The organism is Natrinema salsiterrestre (assembly GCF_029502005.1).
Taxonomy (GTDB): Archaea; Halobacteriota; Halobacteria; order Halobacteriales; family Natrialbaceae; genus Natrinema; species Natrinema salsiterrestre.
Genome location: NZ_JAMQOT010000005.1, coordinates 370,926 through 386,073, shown reverse-complemented (window position 1 = coordinate 386,073; position 15,148 = coordinate 370,926). Strand labels below are relative to the sequence as shown.

General features: G+C 63.1%; 13 protein-coding genes and 2 tRNA genes. 7 read left to right on the top strand and 8 right to left on the bottom strand.

Translation table 11 applies throughout. The features are described from left to right. Positions 1-17 precede the first annotated feature (17 nt). Positions 18-521 (bottom strand): hypothetical protein, encoded by a 504-nt coding sequence (locus NDI89_RS16145; protein ID WP_277522888.1) that lies wholly within the window; start codon positions 519-521, stop codon positions 18-20. Between the two features lie 141 nt (positions 522-662). Here NDI89_RS16145 and NDI89_RS16140 point away from each other — a divergent pair, with 141 nt between their 5' ends. Both NDI89_RS16140 and cmk read left to right on the top strand, forming a co-directional pair. Next, complete coding sequence (locus NDI89_RS16140) at positions 663-1,142, top strand: cupin domain-containing protein (RefSeq protein ID WP_277522887.1); 480 nt, start codon at positions 663-665, stop codon at positions 1,140-1,142. Between the two features lie 112 nt (positions 1,143-1,254). Beyond that, positions 1,255-1,866: a (d)CMP kinase gene (gene cmk, locus NDI89_RS16135; protein ID WP_277522886.1), complete on the top strand. Its 612-nt coding sequence runs from the start codon at positions 1,255-1,257 to the stop codon at positions 1,864-1,866. Between the two features lie 234 nt (positions 1,867-2,100). Here the strand turns inward: cmk and guaB are convergent, their stop codons facing one another. After that, positions 2,101-3,603: an IMP dehydrogenase gene (guaB, locus tag NDI89_RS16130; protein WP_277522885.1), complete on the bottom strand. Its 1,503-nt coding sequence runs from the start codon at positions 3,601-3,603 to the stop codon at positions 2,101-2,103. Between the two features lie 561 nt (positions 3,604-4,164). Between guaB and NDI89_RS16125 the strand changes: the two genes are divergently transcribed. Continuing rightward, the gene (locus NDI89_RS16125) at positions 4,165-5,082 is read left to right on the top strand and encodes a DUF5794 domain-containing protein (protein WP_277522884.1); all 918 of its coding nucleotides are present in this window, start codon (positions 4,165-4,167) and stop codon (positions 5,080-5,082) included. Positions 5,083-5,134: 52 nt separating this feature from the next. Continuing rightward, positions 5,135-5,310, top strand: a tRNA-Trp gene (locus NDI89_RS16120). A 5-nt stretch (positions 5,311-5,315) separates the two neighbouring features. Here NDI89_RS16120 and NDI89_RS16115 read toward each other — a convergent pair. The 5 genes from NDI89_RS16115 to NDI89_RS16095 form a co-directional block, all read right to left on the bottom strand. Beyond that, on the bottom strand, positions 5,316-5,549 hold the full coding sequence (locus NDI89_RS16115) for a hypothetical protein (RefSeq protein WP_277522883.1): 234 nt from the start codon (positions 5,547-5,549) through the stop codon (positions 5,316-5,318). A 199-nt stretch (positions 5,550-5,748) separates the two neighbouring features. Next, on the bottom strand, positions 5,749-6,012 hold the full coding sequence (locus NDI89_RS16110) for a glutathione S-transferase N-terminal domain-containing protein (RefSeq protein WP_277522882.1): 264 nt from the start codon (positions 6,010-6,012) through the stop codon (positions 5,749-5,751). 418 nt (positions 6,013-6,430) lie between these two features. Next, positions 6,431-6,505: transfer RNA gene (locus NDI89_RS16105), tRNA-Met, on the bottom strand. A 473-nt stretch (positions 6,506-6,978) separates the two neighbouring features. Then, the gene (locus NDI89_RS16100; RefSeq protein WP_277522881.1) at positions 6,979-8,148 is read right to left on the bottom strand and encodes a zinc-dependent alcohol dehydrogenase; all 1,170 of its coding nucleotides are present in this window, start codon (positions 8,146-8,148) and stop codon (positions 6,979-6,981) included. Beyond that, the gene (locus tag NDI89_RS16095) at positions 8,145-8,921 is read right to left on the bottom strand and encodes an SRPBCC family protein (RefSeq protein ID WP_277522880.1); all 777 of its coding nucleotides are present in this window, start codon (positions 8,919-8,921) and stop codon (positions 8,145-8,147) included. Before NDI89_RS16095 ends, NDI89_RS16100 begins: the two co-directional genes overlap by 4 nt. Positions 8,922-9,228: 307 nt before the next feature. On the opposite strand from NDI89_RS16095, the gene NDI89_RS16090 reads away from it, so the two are divergent. Together NDI89_RS16090 and NDI89_RS16085 are read left to right on the top strand one after the other, a co-directional pair. Continuing rightward, on the top strand, positions 9,229-10,212 hold the full coding sequence (locus NDI89_RS16090) for a patatin-like phospholipase family protein (protein WP_277522879.1): 984 nt from the start codon (positions 9,229-9,231) through the stop codon (positions 10,210-10,212). Between the two features lie 759 nt (positions 10,213-10,971). Further along, complete coding sequence (locus NDI89_RS16085) at positions 10,972-11,979, top strand: DMT family transporter (RefSeq protein WP_277522878.1); 1,008 nt, start codon at positions 10,972-10,974, stop codon at positions 11,977-11,979. 149 nt (positions 11,980-12,128) lie between these two features. On the opposite strand, the gene lonB is transcribed toward NDI89_RS16085, so the two are convergent. Continuing rightward, on the bottom strand, positions 12,129-14,168 hold the full coding sequence (lonB, locus tag NDI89_RS16080; protein ID WP_277522877.1) for an ATP-dependent protease LonB: 2,040 nt from the start codon (positions 14,166-14,168) through the stop codon (positions 12,129-12,131). Positions 14,169-14,311: 143 nt separating this feature from the next. Between lonB and NDI89_RS16075 the strand changes: the two genes are divergently transcribed. Next, positions 14,312-14,872, top strand: coding sequence for a TATA-box-binding protein (locus tag NDI89_RS16075; RefSeq protein ID WP_277522876.1), 561 nt, complete (start codon positions 14,312-14,314; stop codon positions 14,870-14,872). Positions 14,873-15,148 lie beyond the last annotated feature (276 nt).

Here is a 15,148-nt window from a genome sequence, read left to right as displayed (position 1 = left end):
GGGACCGACCGGGACCGCTACGCCTCCGACTCGGTCGTCGTGTCGTTCGAGCCGTCGTCCGAAGTCGAGTCGTTCGTCCCGGAATCGTTCGTCGGTGGCTCGGGGGACGGATCGTCCTCCGCGCTCCCGCTGCGCTCGATCTCGAGGGTCAGATCGTCGTCGGTGAGTCGGATCGTCACCAGCTTCGTGTCCTCCGTGACCAGCGTCTCTTCGACCGCTTGGACCTCGTCGTCCTCGCCGAACTTGGTCACGCGGAAGAACTGCTCTGTCGCGGAGAGATGCGGCGGCGTGACCGACTGATCGGCCGTGACGGTGTAGCTCTCGTCGTAGGTCTGGCGGTTCGATTCGCTATCGTACGCCTCCATTTGGAGGTTGTAGTGGCGACTGGTTTCGCTGTGGATCTCGATCGGGATCAGCCCCTGAAAACTGCCCTGATAGTGCTCCTCGAAGGCCTCGATACAGCCAGACAGCCCGACGGTGGCGGCCACGCCGGCCGTTCGAAGTACCGTACGACGGTTCACGGTCGACACTCGGGGTCGGACGACCGTATGCGTTACTCTTCCCGGCAACGGACCGGCGACGCCCCGCCGATTCGGTTCCTCCTCGATCGATCGAATATCCTCATCCATTGGGTTTTTGAACCGAACGGCGAATGTAAGATCATGGAGAAAGTTGCGATCGACGACGTCGATATCGAAATCAACCCGATGGAAGTCCACTCGGTTCGGCGGCCGATCTCGGACGCGCTCGGCTTCACGGACTTCGCGATGAACTACTTCGAACTCGAGCCCGAGGAGTCCTTTTCGGGCGGGATGCACACGCACCACGATCAGGAGGAGGTCTTCTATATCCAGGAGGGGACCGCGACGTTCGACACGGAGGAGGGCGAGGTCGTCGTCGACGAGGGCGAAGTGATCCGGTTCGAACCCGGCGATTTCCAGACCGGCTACAACGATAGCGACGAGCGAGTTATCGGATTCGCCTTCGGCGCGCCCAAATCCAAACACGACTGGGACCAGCTCGAATCGATGGTCTACTGCCAGGACTGCGAAGCGGAGATCGGACACGACCTCGAGCTCACCGACGAGGGCGCGTTCCGACTGACCTGTACCGGCTGTGAGAACACGTTCACGCTCGGGTAATTCTGGTGCGTTCGATCGATGGGACTCTCTCGTCCCGGTCGAGTAGCCGGGACGGAGCCGACCGGCGATTCGTAGCCGGAACCTTTTCGGGAATGACTGAGTGGGTACACGTATGTCCGTCCAAGGCAGTTCAGACGTGGAGATCGACACGACGCTCTTCGTGACCGTATCCGGACCGCCGGGCTGTGGGGCGACCACCCTCAGTGAACGCCTCGCCGACGCGATGGGCTGTCCGTACGTCTCCGGCGGCGACATCTTCCGCGAACTCGCCGAGGATCGGGGCATGAACCTCAACCAGCTCATCGCGAAAGCCGACGAGTCCGACGAGCTCGACCGCGCGCTCGATCAGCGACTCCAGCAGATCGCCGAGAAATGGGGGATGGCCAACAAACCGTTCATCCTCGAGTCCCGGCTGGCGGGCTGGCTCGCCGGTGAGCGTGCAGACCTGCGGATCTGGCTCGACGCACCGGAGGACGTCCGACTCGAGCGCATCGACGATCGCAGCGAAAGCGACGCGGAGATGCGCGTCCGCGAGGTCAGCGAGGCCGGCCGATATCAGTCGTACTACGAAATCGACATCGGTGATCGGTCGTTCTACGACCTGCACATCAACACCGCACGCTGGAGCAAAACCGGCGTATTCAATCTCGTTCGAACCGCGATCGAAGAGTACGATCCGGAACGCGACGAGGGGTCGTTCACGACTCCGACGATAGAGATCTAGCCGTCGCGATCGAAACACAATCCGGATTGCAGTCGTCCCCGATCGACCTCGAGTAGCGGTAACTGAATCCGGCGGAGGCGACGACGTCAGAAGCGTCGATAAGACGACCCGTGCCCTCGTACAGTCGTCTTACTGCCGAATCTTTCGGATAGGGGCTCGTGGTTTCGTGTGCTAAATGGTCATGTTACTTAATGCCGCGTATAGGGGGCGCGTCGCTCGAATTGGCCGCGGCCGTTACTCGCTGTCGGGCGAGTAGTTCGGCGCTTCGTCGGTGATGACGACGTCGTGGGCGTGGCTCTCGGCCTGCCCGGCCGAGGAGACGCGGACGAACTCCGAGCGGTCCTTGAACGCGGGGATCGTCTCCGCGCCGACGTAGCCCATGCCGGACTGCATGCCGCCCGCGAGTTGATGGAGCTCGGACTTGAGCGTCCCCTTGTAGGGCGTTGCGGCCTCGACGCCTTCGGGGACGTACTCGTCTTCCTCCTCGGGTTCGTCCTTGAGGTAGCGGTCGCCGTCGCCGGACTTCATCGCCCCGACCGACCCCATCCCGCGGTACTGCTTGTACTTCTTGCCGTTCATGGTGACGACGCGGCCCGGTGCCTCGTCGGTGCCGGCGAAGTAGGAGCCGAGCATGACCGCGTCGGCCCCGGCGGCGATCGCCTTGATCGCGTCACCGGAGTACCGAATGCCGCCGTCGGCGATCACCGGCACGTCGTGTTCCGCGGCCACGTCTGCGACCTGCGCGACGGCCGTGATCTGTGGCATGCCCGACCCGGAGACGATGCGGGTCGTACAGATCGAACCCGGACCGATCCCGACCTTCAGGCCGTCCGCGAAATCGACGAGGTCCTCGGCCGCCTCTCGCGTGCCGATGTTGCCCACGACGACGTCCGCGTCGACCGACTCCTTGATCTCGCGTGCGCCGTCGATAACGTTCAGATTGTGCGCGTGCGCGGTATCGATAAAGAGGACGTCCGCACCGGCCTCGTCGGCGGCCGCCGCGCGGTCCTGCTCGAACGGGCTGACGGCGACGCCACAGCGGAGGCGTCCGTCCTCGTCGCGGACTGCCTCCTGATACTCGCGGCGCTGGAGGATCCCCTGCATCGTCACGAGTCCCACGAGGAGATTTTCGTCGTCGACGACCGGGACCCGCTCGATTTTGTGTTCGTACATCAGTTCGAACGCGTCGCGGGCGTCGATGTCCTCGGGGGCCGTGATGACCTCGTCGGTCATCGCTTCCGTGACCGGGTCGTCCTCGTTGACCTCGAGGTGAGGCCGGATGTCCGTACTCGAGATGATTCCCAGGACTTCGCCGTTGGTGTTGACGACGGGCGCGCCGCCGACGCCCTGTCGAGCCATCCGTTCGTCGACCTCCCGGACGGACATCTCGGGATCGGCGGTGACGACCGAGTCGAGGGGAATGATGAGTTCGTCCGCGCTTTTGACGCGGCCGATCTCCTCGACCATCTCGTCGACGTTCATGTTGCGGTGGAGGACGCCGAGGCCGCCGTGGCGGGCCATCGCGATGGCCATGCCGCTCTCCGTGACAGTGTCCATCGCCGCCGAGAGGATCGGGACGGAGACCTCGACGTTTTTCGAGACGCGGGACGTGAGGTCGGCGTCGTCGGGTTCGACACGGCTCTCCTTCGGACGGAGAAGGACGTCGTCGAACGTTAGCGCTTCCGGTACCTGGAGTTTCGAGGAATAGGGCTCGTGCTCGGGAACGTCGTTCGCCATGTAAACCGTCGGGAGCCCCGGGCCAAAAGCGTTGCGAGATAAAATCGATTGTCAACGTGTAACGAGCCACTCAGCGGGAGATTCGTCTCCTCTCGAGTACAGTCCGTCTCGAGCACCGGTCGACCGATTCGGTGCGTTCGGCCGGCCGTCAGTTCCGCATCCGCTCTCGTCATCGGATTGCGAGTCGGCTCGAGCGGTCGGACTCGAGCCGACTCGAGTGAATCTCCGTACAGGGTGGCCGAATGCGCGCCATCTCTGTGCATTTCCGCACGAATATGCGCAGTACTGCCCCGAAACACGTCGAGTCGTGAAACCCTATCTCACGCAACGTTTATTGACAATCCTCCCGTTTGATCGGGTATGTTCGCTGTGAGTGCAGCCGAGCCCCGAACCGCTGGCCGGACGAGTTCCGACTTCGTCGCCACCTTCGGGAATTTTACACCGAATCTCACAGCACGAGGCCCCAAGTGGAACGCGATCGACTGGTGTGCAGACCAGTTGGTACGGGACCGTCCGTCCTATCGCCCACCGGCCTCGGGTCACGGCCATCGACCCTGACCGATGAGTACGTCACAACACCCGGTCGCGCTCCAGATGGAGCGTATCGTCGGGGGTGACGCCAGACTCCTGGCGCTGGTGATGATGCTACCGTTAGTCGACGGCGTCTTCCCCGCGCTCATTCTGGCGGGGGCGCTCGACGAGCCGCTGGGGGCGATTCAGGTGGGACTCCTGATCTTCGGCGGGAGCGCGACGGTCGCCGTCATCCTGGCGGAGATGGATGGAACGCCCCGCGAGCAAGCGAAAGTCGTCTTGCTCGTCGGGATCCCGCTCATACTACTCGCGGCAGTCCAGGCCGCCCTCGCGCCGGCGATCGAAAGCGTGCTCGATATCGTCATCTTCGAGCGGTTCGCGGCGCTGGTCATCCTCGCGATCGCGGCCAAGACCGCCAGCGCGACGATCGGCGACTACCTCCCCAACCCCGTCGTGATCATCGGGCTGGGGTTGGTCGCGAGTATCGATCCCACCGGGGCGACGTTCTCGGTGACGACCGATCCCGTCCTCGTCGCCCACGGGACGCTGGCGGCCGCCGTCGGGGTCGGCTTTGCGCTCGCGATCGCCCTCACCGGCCCGTACCTGCGGGAATACATGGATATCGACCGGTTCCGCTTCGGAAGCGCCGTCGCGCTCGGTCTGCTCCCGTTATCGCTGCTCTGGATGGCCTTCGGGCAGGCCCCGCTCGCCGCCCTGATCGTCGCCGCCCTCTTCGCCGTCGACATCCCGTTTCGCGATTCCGACGGCGACTCGAGCTCCGACCCGAATCCCGGCCGTGACACTGCGGCAGCACAGATGGGTGCGGTGGCCGACGGCGGCGATGCCGAGGCCTCGAGCGAGCCGGTGACTCCGGATCACGGGGAGGAACCCGATCCGTATCCGGCTGACGACGGGACGGACACCGCGGGGCGGGCCCCGTGGCTGTAGGGCGATTCTGAATCGAAACCACTTTAGGTTCGATCCCCCAACGGAGACTCGAGGGGTCGTGGCCAAGCCAGGCATGGCGGCTGACTCCAGAGGCTACGGCGCCCGGGACGACACTCCAGACTGATATACTGATCGGACACCTGATCAGTGTCCGTGTGATGACCCTCTGGAGTTCCGAGGCGCACCGGAGATATCAGTAGATCGGGGGTTCAAATCCCTCCGACCCCACTCTTTCATCGGACGGAACTAAGTTCACAGACAACGGTTGGTTTCTGTCGATTCCGACCGCTCAGATCGATTTGTTCCCCGGTATTTTCTCTCTTGTCGCTTTTTTCACCACCTCTGGTGCCCTTCTCGCTCTTTCCCCTGCCGTTACGATCCATCGAGGCGCTCTTGGCGTCCGCCTCCACGTCACCTTCGTCGTCACCGTCGGTTGTACCGACCTCTTTGTACTCGCCGTAGATCAACTTCGATCGAATCTCCTCGTCGATGAGGACCTCGACGCCTAGCGCTGCAAACTCTCCTCGATGACCGCGTCGACGTCCTCGTGCGACCGCAGCGGCGGATAGGGCGGGAACGTTCGGAGCTTCACGGGCTCGGTGTATTTTCCGCCCTCGAGCGGTGTTCCCGGCGCTATCTATAGAAAATTCTACTGAGCGATTTTGCTTACCCGTAATAGGTCTCGAGGTGCTCGACGATATCGTCACTTTCGTAGAGGGACGTTTCACGTTGCGTGTCGACGAGATAGGGGACCTGATCCATCCCCCCTACCTCCACCAATTCCTCGTGCGTCTGCTGATTGGTTACTTTCTGGTCGTGGGACTTCCCGAGACGCGGGTTGTGATTCACGTACGATATTCCGAGCTCAGAGAGTTTCTCTCGAACCTTTTTGCAGTGGGGACATCCCTCAAACTGATACAATTCTAGCATCGGTGTGTGGAACGATACCAACCCTGATAAACCACTGTGTATCGGAGAATGAGGGGGAGGTAATTGAGGGATGATGGGTCTCATCGAACCGACGGGCTCAGTCAGCAATCACTCCTCGCCGTACTCGTCGGTCGTTGTTGAATATCTGAAACGCAGCGGAAGGGGAATTTGAACCACACCGTCATCTTCACTGCGTACGGGTGCCGTCTGTCTCGAATCTCCCTTCTCCTACTTTCGACGCTCACGACACTCGTCGCTTCGCTTCTCGGTATTGTTCGCGTCGAAAAGTAGCGGGAGGTAGATTTGAACTACGGTCACAGCAAAGCTGCTCCCTGATTCAAATCTATTCGTCATATTTTCAGGGATTCAGCACTCACTCCTCGCCATGCTCGTCGTTCGTCGTTGAATCCCTGAAAAGTAGCGGGAGGTAGATTTGAACTACCGATCTGCGGGTTATGAGCCCGCCGGAATCTCCTGGCTATCCCATCCCGCTACATGTCCCTATTTGCGGGTCACGATTAAGGGTTATCATTCACTCGCTGTCCACGACATATGTGTCTGCAGTGGCTGGAATATTGAATGTCGATCCGAATAATTTTCCCGTCGAAATCGGAGTAGTAGACGTCTGTCTATTGGGTTCGACGGAGACGGCTCGAGCGATTCCGGAACGTTGTTTAATTGCTTTCATTTCTTCGGGACCGCTCGCTCGGCGGAAACCGCTCCACCCGTATTTCAGGCGCCCGATCGCGACGGTGCATACTCCCCGTCGATTGCACCCGGGGCTGACCAGTGGACTGCCGAGGGTCAAAGAGTCGATCGATCGGACGACGTTGAATGGCTCTGGCCGAGCTCGTGCGAGTTCCTGCCACCGCGCTCGAGAGCGAGTGTCAGTCCCATCGACGACGAACAGACCGCCATCCTCAGCAGGGGCGGGTGGTCGAGACCGATCGGCACGGACGGTCACGCTCACGGAGTGAGTACCACCTTGACGCAGCCGTCCTCCTTGTCGCGGAACGTCTCGTACATTTCGGGCCCCCGCTCCAGCGGTTCCCGGTGCGTGACGACGAACGACGGGTCGATGTCGCCGTCCTCGATCGTCTCGAGCAGCGGATCGAGATACCGCTGGACGTGGGTCTGGCCCGTGTTGACCGTCAGCGCCTTGTTCATCAGCGGCCCGACCGGGACGTTGTCCGCGTGGCCGACGTAGACGCCGGGGACCGAGAGCGTCCCGCCCTTCCGACAGCACTTGATCGCCTGGCGGAGGACGTGAGGCCGATCGGCCTCGAGGTTTACCTGCTGTTTCGCCTTGTCGGTGAGGCCCATGAGGCCGGTGCCGTGGGCCTCGGTCCCGACCGCGTCGATGCAGCGGTCCGGGCCGCGGCCGCCGGTCATGGCCATCAGGCGATCGTAGACGTCCTCCTCCTCGAAGTGGATCGTCTCGGCGTCCCCGTGCTCGCGGGCCATCGCGAGGCGCTCGGGGACGCGGTCGATCGCGACGACGCGGCCGGCGCCGAGCATCCAGGCGCTCTGGATCGCGAACTGGCCGACCGGACCGCAACCCCAGACTGCGACCGTATCGTCTCCTTCGATCTCGGCGTTCTCGGCGGCCATGTACCCCGTCGGGAAGACGTCCGAGAGGAGCAGCACCTGTTCGTCGGGCAGGTCCGACTCGACTTTCAGCGGGCCGACGTCTGCGAAGGGGACTCGCAGGTACTCCGCCTGTCCGCCGGCGTAACCGCCCAGCATGTGTGAGTAGCCGAACAGCCCGGCCGGCGACTGCCCCATCACTTCGCGGGCAATCTCGGCGTTCGGATTCGAGTTGTCACACAGCGAGTACAGCTCCTCCTCGCAGAACCAACACGAGCCACAGCTGATCGTGAAGGGGACGACCACGCGGTCGCCCGCCTCGAGGGTCTCCACGGCGTTTCCGACCTCGACGACCTCTCCCATCGGCTCGTGACCCAGCACGTCGCCCTCGCGCATCGTCGGGACGTAGCCGTCGTACAGGTGGAGGTCCGAGCCGCAGATGGCCGTGGCGGTGATCTCGACGATGGCGTCGTGGGGGTTGACGATCTGGGGGTCGGGTACCTCGTCGACGCGGACGTCCTCCTCGCCGTGCCAGCAGAGCGCTCTCACAGCAGATCACCCGCGCCGCGGGCGGAGGGGTTCCGCTCGAGTGTCGGCATTTCGCCCGTCTCGACGAGGCTCTTGAAGCGATCGAGCACGACGGCCGCGAGCGACTCGGGGACGATCTCGAGGCGCTTCGTCACCGCGGTGCCGACGGAGCCCCCCGGTGGCTCGAACCGGAACCGAAACGTCAGTTTCGTCCCGCGGTCGCCCGGTGCCTCTCGGAAACTGACCTGCCCCTCGTTGGAGACGGGCGCGTTCTCGTGGGATTCCCAGCGCAGGCGCTCGCCGGGACTGTCGTCGACGACCTGCGTGTCCCACGAGACGGTCGCCCCGAGCGGCCCGCTCGCGGTCCAGTTCCAGCGGTCCTCGTCTCGAGCCGTCACGTCGAGGAGGCCGCCGTAGAGGCGCGACATCGTCTCCGGGTCACGCCAGCGCTCGTATACCTCGTCCGGCGACGCGCCGATCGTGACCGAGCGGGTCGTCTCCACCGCGCCGGACGCGTCCGCTGCGTCCGGTCGACCGCCCCCGCTGGCCGCGTCCGTATCGACCGGTTCGTCCTCGGAGCGCCCGCCGACGAGTCCCCGATAGAGCAGCCAGCCGCCGGCGAGCGCCGCTATCGCACCGCCGAGCGACCGCCGCCTGAGTCCGAGCGCCGCGATCGTTCCGCCAACGGTCACCGCGGCGATCCGGCCGCCCCGCTCGAGCGGCCGTCTCGAGGGCTCCGAATCCTGACTGTCAAACGGCTCTCGGTCCGTCACATCCCGTTGTTCCGTGGACACGGGATACTCACCTCCGACGCGTGTGGCTGATCGGTTCGTCGACGCCAGGGTCGTCGACCCGGCGGCGACCATCGGTCCCGCGATCCGTTCGACCACGACGGATCGGTCCGTTCGAGAACGTCTCGCTTCATTACGTCACCCGGACAACGTTTATCGAGCATCCGTTTGGTAACGGTACCCGCAAACGCAGGCCCGCCCGGAGCGCGCTCGCCGTTACCGAGTCTCACGACTCGGTCGACCCCAACCAGCGCTCCAGCCGACCGAGACCGCCGTGACTTATCCTGCGACGGCGACGACACCACGATACATGAGCGATACCGTGACAGACGGCGACGGCGATCCCACGAGAGTGGCGATCGCCTGCCAGGGCGGTGGGAGTCACACGGCGTTCACGGCCGGCGTTTTGAAAGGGCTCCTCCGCGAGTGGGACGACGAATACGAACTGGTCGGCATCAGCGGGACCTCCGGCGGCGCGTTCAACGCGCTCGCGGCGTGGTACGGGCTGGTCACGGCCGACGAGGACAGAGCGATCGAACTCCTCGACGCCATCTGGGAGGACCTGTCGGCGTCCGACCTCTCCGACCGGTTTCTGAACAACGTTCTCGTCGGACTGTCCCGCCTCGAGAGCGCCGGGGTTCCGTTGCTCGAGCTCAGCCCGTACCAGATTCCCGGCCAGGAAATCGGCAAAGACGAGCTCCGCGAGACGCTCGAGCGACACGTCGATTTCGACGCCGTTTCGGATCTGTGCGGCCGGGAGACGCCCGAACTCGTCGTCGGGACGGTCAATATCAACGCCGGCGTCTTCGAGACGTTCACCAACGAGGACGTGACACCGAAGGCGATCCTCGCGTCCGCGGCCGTGCCGGCGCTGTTCGAGGCCGTCGAGATCAACGGCCATTATCACTGGGACGGCCTGTTCTCGCAGAACCCGCCGATCGACGACCTGATGACCGTCGACGCCGATCGAAAGCCCGAGGAGCTGTGGGTCATTCAAATCAATTCTCAGGAGCGGGAGGGCGAACCCACGACTCTCGCGGAGATCGCCGATCGGCGAAACGAACTGTCGGGGAACATTTCGCTGAACCAGGAACTGGGCGTGATCGAACGCGTTAACAAGTGGATCGATGAGGGACACCTCCCCGAGAGCGATTTTTCGAGGACGGAGATTCACCGGATCGCGATGGGGACGGAGTATCACACCTCGACGAAGGTCGACCGAAGTCCGTCGTTCGTTCGGGAGCTGATGGAACTGGGCGAGCAACGGGCCGCGGAGTTCCGTCGCGGCCGGTGAACGCCGACGATCCGCTCGAGGCGTGGCGGGGGACCCGCGAAATAGCGATTCCGCGGGGTCCCTGCGAATCGCATATCGACGCCGTCCGTTCGACAGAAAGTGGAGGCACCGTCGCGGTGTGTCTCGGTAGCTGCGACCCGCTCGAGCGCGTCCCGCGGCATCGAATCGCGATGATATGTCCCAGAGCGGTGACGACCGGGGAACGCGGGCGGTGCAGTCGTCGGGTCGCGATCGACTCGAGTACGGAGCGTGTACGGGGGTGCCTCCGGATAGAACGTTAGTCTGCAACGGTATAAGCGGTAATCTAACGTCTCGGTTAGTCGGTTACCCGAACGTGACTGCCCCGGGCCCGAGCAGCCGGGAGACAGTGACGGACTCCGTCATCGGCCGCGACGATGTCGACCGCTGCACACAGTGTCTCCTCGGTGATGCGACGAAGCAACGGCGGCTCTCGACCAGTGTCACGGCTCCGGCTGAGCGGACACCAGCACCGTGGCGCATCCGGCCACGATCGTACGGTGACTGTAGAGTCCGAAAGATGTGTCTCAGGGCGACCCGAGTGGTACGTTCTCGAGGGGCGCCGATCACGAGGCAGTCATCGAGCGGTCTCGCTCTCTTCCGGACCCCATGTCTGTTGACTGACTCACACGGCTCTATCTCCGTTGAACCGTGTTATCACACTCCTCGCAAATCGTTTAGTTAAGGCCCGTATAGTCACTCCATCGACTTCGAACCCATCACATATTATGCAATGATAACATGACGAATACAGAAGACGTGCTGTTGTTCGGTGCGCTCGCGTTCGTCTGGGGCACGGCGTTCACGGCGATCGAAATCGGACTCGAAACCCTTCCCCCGCTCCTCTTCGCAGCGGCCCGATTAGACATCGCTGCGGTCATCTTCATCGGGGCTGTCCTCCGCAGCCGTACCGAGTGGCTCCCCCGGACGAAAGCAGACGTCGCTCTCATCCTCTCGAACGGGATTCTCGTTATCGGAGCCCACTTCGCGTTCTCCTTCCTCGGCCAGAGTCACGTCACGAGCGGCGTCGCCGCGATCGTCCTCAGTTTCACTCCGATCATCACTCCCGTCATCGCTATCCGACTCCTCGCAACGGAACGCGTCTACGGGACGGACGTCATCGGACTGTGCACGGGGTTGGCCGGCGTAATCGCCATCGCGACCGCCGGCGGATCCTTCGACGGGCAGCTCATCGGCGTCGCACTCATCCTCGCCTCCGCGGTCGTCTTCGCGCTCGGGTCCGTCCTCACGGAACGCTGGACCGGAGTCCTCCCCACGACGTCCCTTCACGCGTGGTCGATGATTACCGGTGCCGTATTCCTCCACGCCACGGCCGCCGTCTATTCGGGCGCGTCGCTTCTGCAGGTGACGTGGACGCCGTCAGCGGTCGCCGCACTCGTCTACCTCGGCGTCTTCGCTACGGCCGGCGGATTCCTCCTCTACTTCACCTTACTGACCCGAATCGGCGCAACGAACGTCAGCCTCATCAACTACGCCTCACCCGTCGTCGCGACGATCTTCGGTGCGACGCTCCTCGGTGAGGAAATCACCGCGGCGACCGTCGCCGGGTTCGCGCTCATCGTCGTCGGATTCGCGCTCTGCAATATCCGGCCGCTCTGGCAGCTCACCCGATCGACGAGGAAGGCGCCCGCAGGAGACCGGCCGCTCGGACGGGACGAAGTCCGCGTCCACGGAAACGTCTACAGTACGACGACTGACCTGCAGACCTACCTGCAGCCGGGTGACTGACTGCTCCTATGCGGGTATCTGCTCCGATAATTCCCCCCACCAGCGTGACGATCGATTCCGATATCGAGTGACGCAGTTTGCAGGGTGGGTCGACCAGTACGACCTCTCTCCTGAGGACTGCGAACGGATCGATCCTGTGATCGAGTCCGCTACTGGATGCTCGGGTTCGAACCGCCGGCGGAGCCGACGGTGCTCTGATCGAACGTCGTCCCGGTGATCGACTTGAGCCGGTCGACCAGCGAGTCCTTCTTCGGTTCGCCCATCAGGGCGACGTCTAAGACTTCGCTGATGTTCGCACAGGGGATGATCTCGATCATCTCCTCGTACTCCTCTTCGATCATCACGTCCTGTTCGTTCGCCTCGGGGATGATGACCTTCGTACAGCCGGCCTTCGCGGCGGCTTCGATCTTGTGGGTGACCCCACCGACCGGAAGCACGTCACCGCGCACCGACAGCGACCCGGTCATCGCGACCGACTGGTCGATCGGGATGTTCTCCAGTGCGCTGATGACGGCGGTCGCCACCGTGATGGAGGCGGAGTCGCCGTCGACACCGCCTTCGCCGGCCTGGACGAACTGGATGTGGACGTCCTTCTCCGAGAGATCGACGTCGGAGAACTTCTTGATGATCGCGGAGACGTTCTGGACGGACTCCTCGGCCATCTCCTTGAGCTGGCCGGTGGCGATCACCTGCCCGCCGGCCTGTGTGGGCGCGATTTCGGCCATCACGGGAAGCATGATGCCCGAGTCCTCGCCCATGACGGCGAGGCCGTTGACGTGACCCTCGACGCCGCCCTCGTTGACCTGCAGTTCGTAGTCCTTGCGGCGCTCGATGTAGTCGTCGGCGAGCTGTTGCTCGATCGAGCGCGAGCGATCTTTGGCCCGCAGAACGTCGTCGCGGGTCGTGAATTCCCGGTCCTCGGCGCGGGCGATGTCGCCCGCAACCCGGACCAGCCCGCCGAGCGTACGGAAGTGCAGCGTGAGGTGGTTCTTCCGGCCCGACCGGCGCTTGGCCTCGAGGATGAGTTCCTCGAGGGCGTCGTCGGTGAAGTGGGGCAGACGACCGTCGCGTTCGACCTCCTGGGCGACGAAGCGGGCGTACTTGCGCCGCATCTCGGGGGTGTCATCGATGGTATCCTCCATGTAGACTTCGTACCCGTACCCCTTGATCCGGTTGCGGAGCGCGGGGTGCATGTTCTCCATGGCGTCGAGGTTCCCGGCGGCGACCATGATGAAGTCACAGGGGACGGGCTCGGTCTGGACCATCGCGCCCGAGGAGCGCTCGGACTGGCCCGTGATCGAGAATTCGCCCTCCTGAATGGCCGTCATCAGCTTCTGCTGGGTCTGGATATCGAGCGTGTTGATTTCGTCGAGGAACAGCACCCCTTTGTTGGACTGATGAATCGAACCGGGTTCGACCCGTTCGTGGCTGGGCGTCCCCATGCCGCCGGACTGGAAGGGGTCGTGACGGACGTCGCCCAGCAGCGCACCGGCGTGGGCACCGGTCGCGTCCTCGAAGGGGGCGACGCGCTGATCGCCGTTGTTGACCAGCAAGTTCGGTACCATCGCGTCCGAACCCCGTCCCAGCGTCCGGAAGATGAACCAGATGACACCCGCTGCGAGGAGTCCCAGCAAAAGCGAGGCCCCCGACAGAATCGTATAGGCGAGGATCGCCGCGATGGCGACCCACATCACGATCGAGCGCATCCGGTTACGCTTGTTGGCTTCCTCCTTGTGAGCGTCGACGATCTGATCGCCCTTGCCGGCGGGAACGGTCCGGACCTTCGGTTCGTTGTCGTCGTCCGGGTTGGGATAGACCAGGACGTCCTGCAGATCCTCCTGGGGTAGCAGCTGACTCATCGCCTTCGCCAGCATCGACTTCCCGGTCCCCGGCGAGCCGATCATCATGACGTGGCGGCGCTGCTTGGCCGCCTTGATGATGATCTCGCGCGCTTCTTCCTGACCGATGACCTGATCGACGAGCCGTTCCGGAACCTCGATCTCCTCGGTGGAGTCGATCACGAGGCCGCCGAGGAGGTCGTCTTCGGCGATCTCCTCGTCGATTTCGAGGTCCGAATCGACCTCGACGTCGCTACCGAGATCGTCGACGGTCTCGAGGTCGTCAGCCTCCTCGTCGGGAGCAGCGCCCGGAGCGTCGTCGGGAGGGTCGTCGTTCATATCGTTATTCATAGAACACTGTCAAGTAACGAATACGAAGGGCTTGCGGCGGATATACTTTCTCCATAACGGTAGCCGGTGTCTCGCGACGCCGATCGGAGAAGGGGGCGGGACCGGAGGTTTATAAGTCTTAAATGCATCTCTTTTAGTGACTTATGCCTGACCCGAAGGAATCTATCTCCATCGAGAACGTCGTCGCGTCGACTGGTATCGGCCAGGAACTCGATCTCCAGAGCGTCGCGATGGACCTCGAGGGGGCCGACTACGACCCCGAACAGTTCCCCGGCCTCGTCTACCGGACCCAAAATCCCAAATCCGCGGCGCTGATTTTCCGATCGGGGAAGATCGTCTGTACCGGCGCGAAAAGCACTGAAGCGGTCCACGAGAGTTTGGATCTCGTTTTCGATGAACTTCGCGACCTCCACATTCAGGTCGAGGACGATCCGGAGATCATCGTCCAAAACATCGTCAGCAGTGCCGATCTCAGCCACGACCTCAACCTGAACGCGATCGCGATCGGGCTCGGACTCGAGAACATCGAATACGAACCGGAGCAGTTCCCCGGACTGGTGTATCGGCTCGACGACCCCGAAGTCGTTGCCCTCCTCTTCGGCTCCGGGAAACTGGTGATCACCGGCGGAAAGAAGGTCGAAGACGCCGAACGGGCCGTCGACGTGATCGTCGAACGCCTCGGGGACCTCGGCTTGCTCGAGTAACGGCCCGTCCGATCCCAGTCCGGTATACAAATCCGAAACGGACGGCTCGGAATTTTCGGCGTGTCTGTCGGAGCGACTTCGCCTCATCGACGCCGGTCGGGTATCGAGCTAGCTGGTGTGAGGTACGAGGCGACACTGTGCGAGCCGATTCGGTTGCGCAACCACACTCCTGTCTCGGAAGGACGAGTTTCGCATACTATATTTACGTTGTATAGATCTGACTCCCTGCGAGTAGAATCGCTACTAGAAATTCGATAGAAAGGATCGATTCGCCGC

Excerpts from the sequence above, each read along its gene's own strand:
- NDI89_RS16140 (WP_277522887.1), top strand. The coding sequence starts at position 663 with ATGGAGAAAGTTGCGATCGACGACGTCGATATCGAAATCAACCCGATG.
- cmk (WP_277522886.1), top strand. The coding sequence starts at position 1,255 with ATGTCCGTCCAAGGCAGTTCAGACGTGGAGATCGACACGACGCTCTTC.
- guaB (WP_277522885.1), bottom strand. The coding sequence starts at position 3,603 with ATGGCGAACGACGTTCCCGAGCACGAGCCCTATTCCTCGAAACTCCAG.
- NDI89_RS16125 (WP_277522884.1), top strand. The coding sequence starts at position 4,165 with ATGAGTACGTCACAACACCCGGTCGCGCTCCAGATGGAGCGTATCGTC.
- NDI89_RS16110 (WP_277522882.1), bottom strand. The coding sequence starts at position 6,012 with ATGCTAGAATTGTATCAGTTTGAGGGATGTCCCCACTGCAAAAAGGTT.
- NDI89_RS16090 (WP_277522879.1), top strand. The coding sequence starts at position 9,229 with ATGAGCGATACCGTGACAGACGGCGACGGCGATCCCACGAGAGTGGCG.
- NDI89_RS16085 (WP_277522878.1), top strand. The coding sequence starts at position 10,972 with ATGACGAATACAGAAGACGTGCTGTTGTTCGGTGCGCTCGCGTTCGTC.
- lonB (WP_277522877.1), bottom strand. The coding sequence starts at position 14,168 with ATGAATAACGATATGAACGACGACCCTCCCGACGACGCTCCGGGCGCT.
- NDI89_RS16075 (WP_277522876.1), top strand. The coding sequence starts at position 14,312 with ATGCCTGACCCGAAGGAATCTATCTCCATCGAGAACGTCGTCGCGTCG.